This window comes from Methanosphaerula subterraneus, assembly GCF_052055875.1.
GTDB lineage: Archaea > Halobacteriota > Methanomicrobia > Methanomicrobiales > Methanospirillaceae > Methanosphaerula > Methanosphaerula subterraneus.
In genome coordinates this window covers 2,425,136-2,436,758 of sequence record NZ_CP170508.1, presented here as the reverse complement: position 1 = coordinate 2,436,758, position 11,623 = coordinate 2,425,136, and the positions used below count along the sequence as shown (strand labels likewise).

9 protein-coding genes are annotated in these 11,623 nt (G+C 39.8%); 6 read left to right on the top strand and 3 right to left on the bottom strand.

Annotated features, from left to right (window positions below; all coding sequences use genetic code 11):
• Positions 1–2: 2 nt before the first annotated feature.
• From ACFKSJ_RS11920 to ACFKSJ_RS11895, 6 genes are all read left to right on the top strand, one after another.
• The gene (locus ACFKSJ_RS11920; RefSeq protein ID WP_440950020.1) at positions 3–1,280 is read left to right on the top strand and encodes an ABC transporter ATP-binding protein; all 1,278 of its coding nucleotides are present in this window, start codon (positions 3–5) and stop codon (positions 1,278–1,280) included.
• A gap of 62 nt (positions 1,281–1,342) precedes the next feature.
• Positions 1,343–2,080, top strand: coding sequence for a class I SAM-dependent methyltransferase (locus ACFKSJ_RS11915; protein WP_440950019.1), 738 nt, complete (start codon positions 1,343–1,345; stop codon positions 2,078–2,080).
• Positions 2,080–3,255, top strand: a complete 1,176-nt coding sequence (locus ACFKSJ_RS11910; protein ID WP_440950018.1) for a glycosyltransferase family 4 protein — start codon at positions 2,080–2,082, stop codon at positions 3,253–3,255. The genes ACFKSJ_RS11915 and ACFKSJ_RS11910 overlap by 1 nt, the downstream gene beginning before the upstream one ends.
• 178 nt (positions 3,256–3,433) lie before the next feature.
• Positions 3,434–4,369, top strand: a complete 936-nt coding sequence (locus ACFKSJ_RS11905) for an alpha-1,2-fucosyltransferase (protein WP_440950017.1) — start codon at positions 3,434–3,436, stop codon at positions 4,367–4,369.
• Positions 4,370–4,650: 281 nt separating this feature from the next.
• Entirely contained in the window at positions 4,651–5,577 is a 927-nt protein-coding gene (locus ACFKSJ_RS11900) for an NAD-dependent epimerase/dehydratase family protein (protein WP_440950016.1), read from the top strand.
• 408 nt (positions 5,578–5,985) lie between these two features.
• Positions 5,986–7,041 (top strand): glycosyltransferase family 2 protein, encoded by a 1,056-nt coding sequence (locus ACFKSJ_RS11895; protein ID WP_440950015.1) that lies wholly within the window; start codon positions 5,986–5,988, stop codon positions 7,039–7,041.
• Positions 7,042–7,237: 196 nt separating this feature from the next.
• Here the strand turns inward: ACFKSJ_RS11895 and ACFKSJ_RS11890 are convergent, their stop codons facing one another.
• From ACFKSJ_RS11890 to ACFKSJ_RS11880, 3 genes are all read right to left on the bottom strand, one after another.
• Positions 7,238–8,524, bottom strand: coding sequence for a hypothetical protein (locus ACFKSJ_RS11890; RefSeq protein ID WP_440950014.1), 1,287 nt, complete (start codon positions 8,522–8,524; stop codon positions 7,238–7,240).
• Positions 8,525–8,608: 84 nt separating this feature from the next.
• Positions 8,609–9,793 (bottom strand): glycosyltransferase family 4 protein, encoded by a 1,185-nt coding sequence (locus tag ACFKSJ_RS11885; RefSeq protein WP_440950013.1) that lies wholly within the window; start codon positions 9,791–9,793, stop codon positions 8,609–8,611.
• Between the two features lie 608 nt (positions 9,794–10,401).
• Positions 10,402–11,502, bottom strand: a complete 1,101-nt coding sequence (locus ACFKSJ_RS11880; protein ID WP_440950012.1) for an acyltransferase — start codon at positions 11,500–11,502, stop codon at positions 10,402–10,404.
• Positions 11,503–11,623: the final 121 nt, after the last annotated feature.

Here is an 11,623-nt window from a genome sequence, read left to right as displayed (position 1 = left end):
CTATGTCAGACGAGATTGCGATCAGGGTGAAGAACCTCGGTAAACGGTATAAATTGGGACAACAGACCGGAGGATACAAAACCCTGGGTGAGACGATCACCAGGGCTGTGAAGTCGCCGTTTCAGCGGTTGCAGCGTCAGGGCTCTGAGGAGAAGGATGAGGCCGGCACCTTCTGGGCGCTCAGAGATGTCTCGTTCGAGGTGAAGAAGGGCGAAGCCATTGGGATCATCGGGAGGAATGGTGCCGGCAAGTCGACGCTGCTGAAGATCCTCTCCCGGATAACAGCACCGACTGAGGGGACCGTCGAGGTTCACGGTCGGATCGGGTCTTTACTGGAGGTAGGGACCGGGTTCCACCCCGAACTGACCGGTCGAGAGAACATCTTTCTGAGCGGCTCCATCATGGGGATGAAAAAGGCAGAAATTGAGGAGAAGTTCGATCAAATTGTAAAGTTCGCCGAGATTGAACAATTCCTTGATACTCCTGTTAAACGCTATTCAAGTGGGATGTACGTTCGACTTGCATTCGCCGTAGCAGCTCATCTTGAGCCGGAAATCCTCATTGTTGATGAAGTTCTTGCAGTTGGAGATGCAGCATTCCAAAAAAAATGTCTCGGCAAGATGGGGGCTGTTGCAGAAGAAGGACGGACAGTGCTCTTTGTAAGTCACAATATTACAGCAATTAGAAATCTCTGTAAAAGAGGGATTCTCCTAAAAAATGGAAAAATAGATATTAAAGGGCCTATCGAATCCGTTATCGAAACATATACGAGTGAAATCCAAGAAAATCGAGTGTCAATGTCTTGGCCCGATCCAAAATATGCGCCCCGTAACTCAAATATAATTCTTAAAGATGTTTCAATTCGAGATGAAAGTGGTAAACAGTTAGAAACCATATATACCGATACTCCGTTTAATATCATGATTCATTATGAAGTATTAAACGACAACAGTTCATCAGGATTCACAGTCACATTCTACGACAATGAAAATAACTGCATTTTTGGGTCAATAAACAACCACGAACCCAATTATTATAATAAACAAATGTCTAAAGGAGACTATTTCTCAATCTGCAAGATACCAGGAGATTTATTTAACAACGGAATTTTTAATATGAGTGTTAACATATTCGGGAAGAATTTTTCTGATAATAACTTAACAAATGAGGTGTTAAGATTCGAAATACTTGACGGATCAACAGTAAGAGGTGACTATTATGGCGGTTATGGCGGAGTAATAAGGCCCTTGCTGCAATGGGTAACCGAAAAAACAAATTAACTTCATACCTCCTCTAATATCTTAAATAACTAGAATTAAAAATACTATCAGGAATATTTAATATGAGTTCAATTGTTGATCAGAACTATTGGGATAAAGGATATCAAAATCTTACACTTCGATATAATGAAGACTCTATTTTATTCAAAGAGATATTTGACAAATATCTAAAACCCAATGGGACGTGTTTTGAGGTCGGTTGTTATCCAGGAGGGTATCTGGTATATTTAGGAAAGAAATTTAATTACACAGTCAATGGTATTGATAGAACGCCTTTCATTGAAGATAGATTACCTTCTTTCTTAAATTCCGAAAGGGTAAAAATTGGTCATTTTTTCAATGAAGATTTTTTAAACTTTGACCCACCAGAAACTTATGATGTAGTATGCTCATTTGGATTTATCGAACATTTTTCGGATTTGGATGCAGTGATAGAAAAACATACTGATTTGTTAAAGCCTTCTGGAATCTTAATAATCGCTTGTCCCAACTTTACACGAGGTCAATATATATTTCATAGGTTATTTGATTCGAAAAATCTCGATCGCCACGTTGTAGAAACGATGAGCCTACCTCGCTGGAGAGAGATATTGAAGAAAAATAATATGGAAATATTATATGATGGATATTATAAAACGATTAACTTTTGGACAGAATCGTTTCCACAAAATTTCATATCTCAAAAAATTCTAGATATAATTCAAAAAACGTCAAATAAAATTGATCGTCATGTTCATATTCCCAATCGATGGTTTTCGCCATATATGATCAGTATATCAAAAAAAAGTGATGATGTGTAATGGAAATTTTGCATACTGTTGAATATTATTCTCCTAGTGTGGGTGGAGCACAGGAAGTAGTAAAACAATTATCTGAACGATTGGTTAAAAAAGGGCATACTGTAACAATCGCTACCACCAAATTATCTGAACGTACTGAAAGGATAATTAATGGTGTAAATATTGAAGAATTTGAGATCTCTGGGAACCCAATTCACGGTTATTCTGGAGAGATTGAACAGTATCAAAAGCTCGTTAGAGATTCTAAGTATGATATTGTAATGAATTATGCTGCCCAGCAATGGACGACCGACCTGGTTTTTCCAGTAATCCACGAAATCCCTGCAAAAAAAATCCTAGTTCCTTGTGGTTTTTCAGGGTTATACATACCAGAATACTCTGAATATTTTAAAAGAATGAAGAATATATTACCTCAGTATGATGCATGCATCTTCCTATCAAATGATTATCGAGATATAAATTTCTCCAGAGAAATCAAAAATATTAGGCGTGAAATAATTCCAAATGGTGCTGGAGAAGACGAATTCCGCCAAAAAAACACATTGAATATTAGAGCGAAATTAAACATACCCGAGGATCATTTTTTAATATTGCATGTTGGGTCTCACACCGGGATAAAAGGACATAAAGAAGCAATTCAGATATTTACCAAAGCGAAGATAAAAAATGCAACCCTTCTGATAATTGGTAATGAGGTCAAAGGAGGATGTATAAATGCATGTAAAAGATCTGAAAAACTTTATCGATGGAACCCATTCTCAAAAATATCGGATAAACAATTAATTATTGAATCACTTTCAAGACAAGAGACCGTTGCCGCGTATTGTGAAGCAGATCTTTTTTTATTCCCTTCAAACATCGAGTGTTCACCAATTGTATTGTTTGAATGTATGGCCTCGAAGACACCATTCCTTTCAACTGATGTTGGAAATGCAAAAGAGATTAATATGTGGTCGAATGGATGCGGTATAATATTACCAACCAAATGCAACGAAAACGGATATTGTAAAGCAGAGATTAAGGGCTCTTCAGCCCTCCTTGAAGATATGTATTTACATCCAGATATCCGGGAGATACGCGGAAGGTGTGGATATGAAGCTTGGGAGAAAAATTATACCTGGGAAAAAATTGTACAAAGATATGAAAATTTATATCAGCAATTGTTAGAAAATTAATATAAAAAGGGTAACAGGCATCCTCAATTGAACAATACTAAAAATGGAATCCCTCCGGGATATTGGAAAAAACAGTTCAGGATTTCGAACGTCGAAGTTGAAAAATTCAATCAAATCCAGGCTGTTTTATATGATCCCCCCTGACTGGATCCATTGGTCTTAGAACGATAGTCGGGAAATGATCAGGGATCGAAAGAAGACTGATTTTTGTTTTCATGAGCATACAAAAAAAGGTAGAGAATCGATGATTATTGTACAGCTGAAAGGTGGTCTCGGCAACCAGATGTTTCAGTATGCAGCCGGGCGAAGACTGGCTCATATCCAAAATACCGAACTATATCTCGACTTAACCAGATTTGCATCCGATTCATTGAGGGATTACAGTCTTGAAAAATTCAAGATAATTGGAAAAATTGCATCTCCAGATCTACTAAAAAAGATTCCATTTTCGCGATTGGATGCATTACGCATTGGAATCAGAAATCTGTTTACTAAAGAAAAAGGAATACAGTACGTAAAAGAACAATCATTTGATTTCGACGAACGGGTATTATTTCTCCCGAATAATGTTTATCTGGAAGGATACTGGCAATCAGAAAGATATTTCAAAGATATTCAAGGATTATTAAAACCGGAGTTCTCTATCAAAGACGAGCAAGATAAAGCAAACAGGGAACTGACAGAATTGATTCATTCCACCGAATCGGTCAACCTTCACATCAGAAGAGGAGATTATATCTCAAATCCCATCACCAATGAGATCCATGGGACCTGTTCGTTCGATTATTATCGTCGAGCCCTGGAAAAACTCACGGAGACTGTAGAGGAACCCCATCTCTTCATCTTCTCAGACGATCAGGAGTGGGTCAGGAATAACCTGAAATTGGCCTATCCATCAACACTAGTGGAGATCAACGGCCCTGATAAGGATTATGAAGATATGAGATTGATGAGCCTCTGCAACCATCACATCATCGCAAATAGTTCCTTCAGTTGGTGGGGTGCCTGGCTCTGCAAATACCCAGACAAGCAGGTCTACGCACCAAAAAACTGGTTCAATTCATCTGATAATGATACAAAGGATCTGATCCCGGAGAGTTGGATTACTATTTGAGATGAATATAGTTACGACAATGGTTCCAAAAATCTCATTTATAATGCTAGTATACAAGGTTGATGCGCAAGATGCGCAATCATAAGGGATATCAGTTTTCCTCCTTATAATGAATCTTGTCCTGTAATATCTGAAAGGAAAAAAGTTATTGGGATGCGCCGGATCTTTCTTTCGAATATCTAGTGAAATATCTCCAGTATAGATAGGGAAACATTATGGAAGTCTGATCGCAATTTAATAAAAAATCAAGTTAATATCAGAAAAAAACGGAGTATATCTAGATGAAACGTTATTGTCTAATCGGGGGTGCAGGATTCATAGGGAGACATCTCTGGCACTATCTCCATTCAAGGGGTAAGGAGATATCAGTCATTGGAAGGTCTAAAATCAGCGACGGCATATTTCCGCCCGATGTGGCATATTATACCGGGGATTATGGGGATAAGAAATTTTTACTCGATGTCATTCAGGATGTCGATTGTGTAGTCAATCTGGCATATTCATCGGTTTCAAAGGTGAGTTTTAAAGATCCAATTAAAGATATATTACTGAATCTTCCGCCAAATAATACCCTATTCGAATCCATTGGTCATACATCTGTAAAAAAACTGGTAATTGTATCTTCAGGGGGTACCATTTATGGAATGCCAATATCAATCCCCATTCCAGAGGACCACCCTACGAATCCTATATCCCCCTATGGAATAACCAAACTTGTAATAGAAAAATACGCACTAATGTATCATAAATTGTCAAATGTCCCCGTTATCTGTGTCCGACCATCAAATGTATATGGTGAAGGTCAGAGACCTTATACCGGGCAAGGCTTTATTCCAACCGCTATTGCCTCAGTCCTTGATGGCAGAAAGATCACTATGTTCGGTCAAACTGGAACGATAAGAGATTATATCCATGTTTCCGACACGACCAAAGGGATCGTTTCGGCGGCCGAATTTGGTGCACCAGGAAACATCTACAACATTGGAACGGGAGTAGGGAGAAATAATAAAGAAATCCTCGATATCATTTCCCAACATGCGACGAAGGAGGGTCTAGCAGTAAATATAAAACTATTGCCACCACGTTCACTTGACGTTCCTGCAAATGTGCTCGACAATACTCGATTAGAATCTATTTCAGGATGGAAGCCAGAAATCTCCATAGAAGAAGGGATTTTACGTATGTGGAATTCTATGAAAATCCGATGAGGGGATCAATCCGGGATCATAATATCTATATGATCCGATATCGCGGAAGATGTTATTATTAATATGCAAAAATCCGTTTGTGGAAGAATCGCTCATCAGGGGTCCAGGATTCATCCTCATGGACGTTAAAGAGGAGCAGGTGACCTGCAGAAAGAATTTGATGATGGAGGAGAGATGATCAGTCATGGATACAGGGGCAGTTCATATTATTGCACGTGTGAACCACTCCCACATCAAACGTGGTATCTATTTGGGAAAGATTCTATTCTTCTTTGGATTAACAATAAAGATCGATGAAACCTGTAATGGCGCTTCATTTGAGTTCATTTGGATGGATAGTGGGATCTTAACCGAGCCATACAATAACCTCTAATAATCAATCAATAGATAGTAAAGATGTGATCCTTAATGAATGAATTATACAATAATGACTCATCAAAACCAAATACACCTGCTATTTCAGTAATAATGCCAGTCTATAATGGAGAATCTTTTCTAGGAGAATCAATAGAAAGCATACTAAATCAAACCTATACTGATTTTGAACTTATTCTCATAGACGATGGCTCCCGGGATAAATCACTTCAAATAATGAAAAATTATTCGGATCCTCGGATAATTATTATCCAAAATGAGAAAAATATTGGGCTAGTAGGATCTCTTAATAAAGGAATAAAAGATGCACATGGGGAATATATTGCTCGAATGGATCAGGATGATGTAAGTCATCCCCAGAGATTCGAAAAACAAATAGAATACCTCGAAAGGAATCCCGATGTTGGATTATGCGGGACATGGGCAAACATAACTAATAAAGAGGGGGAGATCATAGATTTTTTTAAACCCTCTTCAACATCAGATCTAATTAAGTGGGATCTTCATTTTTTCTGTGCAATCGCACATCCTTCTGTTATCGTCCGAAAAAGTTTTTTTGAAAGAAATGGACAATACCTGAATTCAGATATTCACTGTGAAGATTATGCATTATGGGTAAGGGGATTTAACAACACAAAAATGTCCAACATCCCATTGCTTCTTATTAACCTGAGAAAACATGATCTGAATATTTCAAAAACTTATTCAGAAATTCAAATGAATCATGCGATTAAGGTATCGCAAACCGCATTATCATCGACTTTAAAATATGAAATTCCTCTAAATAATGTAAGAATCATCTACAGACAATCAAATATTTTCTCGACAGAGGAGTATATCACAACAACAAAAAATCTCAGACAACTTAAACATTCGTATTTAGAGAATCCTAATCTTTCTCATGAGGATAAAAAATACATCAAAAAATCGATGAGTATGATATTATATAATATTGGTACTCTTCCAGTTCGTAGAAATCCCATTCTTTCACTCTACATAATTGCTCTTTCTTTTACGAGCGAACCGATATTTTTCATAAAAAATTTAGGAAATTTGGTTCTCACTAGAAGATTTTTGAAGACAGGATAACTGATATAATGGAGATCTGACATCTGATCCCCTGTAGATATTATTTATTTTTTACAATGTCGGGTTGCATCCATACTGCACGACAGATTGATCAGAAGCAGACCCCCATATCACAGAATGAGGATCATTCCATTTACGTGGTGAAAGGTCGGGATAAGTTTGAGATGACCATTTCCTCAAGAATTGAATGAGCAACTCATTCTTCGCCGTGTTGGCGTTTATCACTGATGTGAATAAATTCCATGAAGTTCCGTTCAAGACTATCCAGTGTCAGGTTTTCAACAAATGCATCTCTGCTATTATGTGTTAGATCTCTATAATTCTCTGAGTTATCACAGATATCGACGAGACTCTTGATGATTGCCTCATGTTCAAGGGAGTAACAGCAAATTCCGGAATGAGTTTTTTCGATAAATTGTGCCGGGGCGGCGTAGGGTGGACCGTGAAAGAGCACCGGCCTCCCTGATGCATAATAGGTTGTCAATTTGGAGGGAAAACTTAACCGGGCTTCATTTTCATATCGAGGATCGAACCAGTACGGGCAGTAGGTAATATCCGTTTCAGACAGAAGACGTATCGTCTCCTGCTGGGTGTTCCAGCCGCATAACTCAATCCGATCAGACATACCCTCTTCAACCAATATGGGCTTTCCCACATGCCGTATCCTGACCTGCCGGCCCCCAATCTTCCACGCATGTTCATCCAATGCATGTAAAAGCGCTTTCCACTCTTCCTGAGCATAAATCTGCCCTGCTACTCCAATGATCAGTTCACTTTCACTGTGGGGGGTGTCCGATGGTGACAGCGCCTCTTCACAGTCGAGGCTTGGAAGGAATGCGATGGTAGGTGTGCCGTAATTATTATGGTATTCTTCTGCCATTGGCAGAGATGCAGTCGCACAGATCCGGCTTCTCTGAACAGCTTTTGCAAACTTTTTGAGCACTTTAGATGAGGTGATGGGATCAACTCTGTTATCCCTCAGCCACCAGTACGGGGGGTCCCAGACCTGGGTCAGGAGCGGCACCTGCAGACCTTCAGTTACTGCAGTGGCCAGGCGAATCATCGTCTGCCCCTGCAGCACACACCAGACCCTGTCAACGTCATGAGTCCTGCCAAAAAGAATGATCTTTCCGGAGAGGTCCTTTAACCCGATCCTCTCGGTGTACTCTTCCATTATCAGGGATGATAGGGTTCCGACCGGACCAAAAAAATCCCAATTCTCACGGGGTTTTAGGTAATATTCCACAGGAAAGTTGAGATCTTCTGATAACTGCACTGTTATTGCAGGATCATGGACACAGGAACAGACTAGTTCATCATCCGAAACGAACCGACAGAGTTGATCAAGAACAATGCCGGCAGTATAGTCTTTGCATGGAGGAATATCTGTTAAGAGCAATATCTTCATGAGATCATCTGTCCCGGATATATCATTCCCTCTGACTGAGGAATTAGGAATTATTCTCCACAAACGGTCATGCATTTCAGAGAACTGATATACAATAATTATCAATAGAGGGGGATAATAGTATTCCAGTGAGGTAATATTCTGGCATTTGTTTCCGGTTTACAATCCATTTTCAGCATAGATCTCTTTGTACATCCTGATAACCTGTGGTTTTACGACAGACTGATCGAGTCGCTGCCAGACAATTCTTTCATTGATAACCGACGCCTGATCCACCAGGTCGTCATCGGTCAGTGCTCTTTTTATGGCCACAGCGATGGTCTCCGGATCTTCTGCCGGAACAATGAACCCGCTTATCCCATCTGATATCCATTCATCTGCACAGGCTGTGTCCGATTGGATGGGAAATGTCCCCATAATCATCGATTCAAGTAACGAAGTGCTTATTCCATCTGATATACTCAAACCGATATATATTCTGGATCTGCCGAACACCTTCATCAGTTCCTCATGCGAAACCTGAGGAAGAAGAGAGATACGAATCCCGAATTTTTCCCGGATATCCCGTACTTTCATCTTAACATCAAGGGATGTACCGGAATACACTACAATATCATATCCCTGTAGTAGTTCGGCGCACGATTCAACAGCCTCAAGAGCCACAAGTGCACGCCCCGCCCATCCCTGGTATCCTTTCACGATTACTACTCGTCGATCTGATGGTCTGCTGTCCTGGCGGTATTCTGTCATGGTCTTGATATCATAACCCCCTCCATTGGGAATGACAGGCAGATACCTTCCTCGGAATCCCATCTTCTCTGCAAGGTCAATGTCCCTTTGACACTCGCTAGAATAATAGTCACAGGCCTCCAGGAGTTCCCGTATCTTTTTCTCATGATCTTTATCTCTCCTAAAAAAATAGATATCACTACCCCAATTGGTCGCAATCCATGGTGGAAACATCCCCTGATAGTTCATTTTTGCCTTATAAGTGAGGTACCCGCCAGCCTGGAACTCCAGCGATTGAATGATATCCGGTTGAATTTTCTTAATCAATCTGTTGAGTTGACGGACACGGTAATCAGCATCTATCATTCTTAATAATCCAATTCCTTTCCAGGCCAGGCCTCTGGCGGGGACCGGAATTCCATGAAATTGAACATTGGGAATTTTATCATGGTGTACATAGAAGGAGTGATGGATGTCGACCCCTCTTAACTGTGGATGAGTGATACCCTGGTCTACACTGGGAAACAGATGGAGATCCCACCCTTCATCAGCGATCTGTGAGATCCAACGAACGGTGTGGATACTCTCTGACATTGATACAAATAAGATCCGCACTTTTTTCCACCAATTATCTTATCCAGTTACATTATTTTTATCTGAAAAGAGATTAATTCCTTTTGATCTCAATTCAGCGACGATTTAAATGTTTACTATTTTTTGAAATTGATTAATTATCGGCAATTTTTTCTGAATATTAGATATTGTACATCTACCCAGCACACCACAATAAGACAATTTTTAGTGGGGTTCCGGAGGTGCCCCAATTTCAGCGAGTTCTGTTTCCGTGGCAGATCATCTCCTCTTCATTACCAAACACTTTCTACCAGTCACCTATTCCTCGGCAGCATTCATGATGACCGATCTGGTAAGCCTGATGAATGGAATGACGTTTAGTAGGTGCAATACAACCCCTTCTCTCCACCACCGTTCACCCATAGGACAGATTATAACCTGCTGACAACCTTCGATCTGCATCAACCAAGGATAAAAGACAAGTGATAAACTGCGCATCTCTCCATTTTTTTGAAGAGATTATCATCGACGTCGTTCCAAAACTCCCGTTGATTCCCCAAGGTTACTGAGTGCAGGCATTTCACGACATGGCGAAGGGAAGTGATCTGTTTTGGGCTGAATTCACAATCAAAAATTTGGTAGTACAGCCTCTATCTGGTGCTGCCAATGATGAATCTACTATAAGGAAGTTGCTGGATTACCTCCACTGATAAGATACTGAGAATGAGTGTCAGACAGAACGTAAGGGGATAGAATAACCAGTTATTCCAGTCAAACCCAAACGAAGAAAAAACCAGCACAATCATATACAATACGAATGCGTGAACGAGGTAGATCCCAAAGGAGTAATGACCGATTTTTTCCATTAATATGAATGTCGTTCTATTACGAGATATAATTTGAAGGGAGAGGCCGAGGCAGAAGGCAAACATAACTACAAAGAATAATGGAGTTATCATTGCAGTAAACCAACCCCAGTAGGGTCCTGAAACTGGCAAAATTTTTGCTTTATCGAAGGCATAGAATTCTTGAGCGAAGTTGAAGGTACCAAAAATTGTGCCGCAGAGCAGTGGGACAGACATGCAATAGAAAGAAGTTTTTGTTAAAGGTTTCAGTGTCAACTCCTCATATCTGCTTCGAACTATCATTCCCAAAACAAAATAGAAGAGATATCCAAGAAATATCGGAGCTACCCCCAAGACGTCTGGGACTGGATATACATTATAAAAGAATCCGACAAGAAAGGCCCCGAAGAGAAATTCAATTGATCTATCGCGCGAATCACAGTATCTGTACATCCAAATTATTGCAGGATACACAAGGTAAAATTGGATTATCAGAACAAAGAACCAGAGGTGATAAGAACATCCACCTGTAGCGTACTGATACACAATATGCGGAATGTCAAGGTTGACTGGTTTTGCGAGTACAATCGATATGATATATGGTATCACCAGATAAAAGGTAGAGAAAACAAAATACGGAGGGAGGAGAGAGAACAATCTTTTTTCATAAAAATTTTTCAGGGCAATTGTACCTGAATATTTATTGTATAAGACAAAACCGGAGATACAGATGAAGAGGGGAACCGCAAAACTGGAGAAGGATTTAACCGCCATATATGCAGTCATCAAGAAATTTTCAGTGGCTATCTTCGAGAAATCTCCCGAGACATGGATGCTAATTACGGCCAGGGTAGCAATAGCCCTTAATATATTAATTTCATCGAAATATCGCACCCTATCGTTCACTATATTATTTTTACAGACCCGAATATACAGATATCGAAAATACACTCATTGAGATCATCTCGATCATTCTGTCATTCCCCATATCGTTGAGTTCAGGCCATACAAACGAAAAAAAGATTGC

Bases quoted from the DNA above. Each gene is read 5' to 3' on its own strand.
- ACFKSJ_RS11920 (WP_440950020.1), top strand. From the start codon at position 3: ATGTCAGACGAGATTGCGATCAGGGTGAAGAACCTCGGTAAACGGTAT.
- ACFKSJ_RS11915 (WP_440950019.1), top strand. From the start codon at position 1,343: ATGAGTTCAATTGTTGATCAGAACTATTGGGATAAAGGATATCAAAAT.
- ACFKSJ_RS11910 (WP_440950018.1), top strand. From the start codon at position 2,080: ATGGAAATTTTGCATACTGTTGAATATTATTCTCCTAGTGTGGGTGGA.
- ACFKSJ_RS11905 (WP_440950017.1), top strand. From the start codon at position 3,434: ATGATCAGGGATCGAAAGAAGACTGATTTTTGTTTTCATGAGCATACA.
- ACFKSJ_RS11900 (WP_440950016.1), top strand. From the start codon at position 4,651: ATGAAACGTTATTGTCTAATCGGGGGTGCAGGATTCATAGGGAGACAT.
- ACFKSJ_RS11895 (WP_440950015.1), top strand. From the start codon at position 5,986: ATGAATGAATTATACAATAATGACTCATCAAAACCAAATACACCTGCT.
- ACFKSJ_RS11890 (WP_440950014.1), bottom strand. From the start codon at position 8,524: ATGCATGACCGTTTGTGGAGAATAATTCCTAATTCCTCAGTCAGAGGG.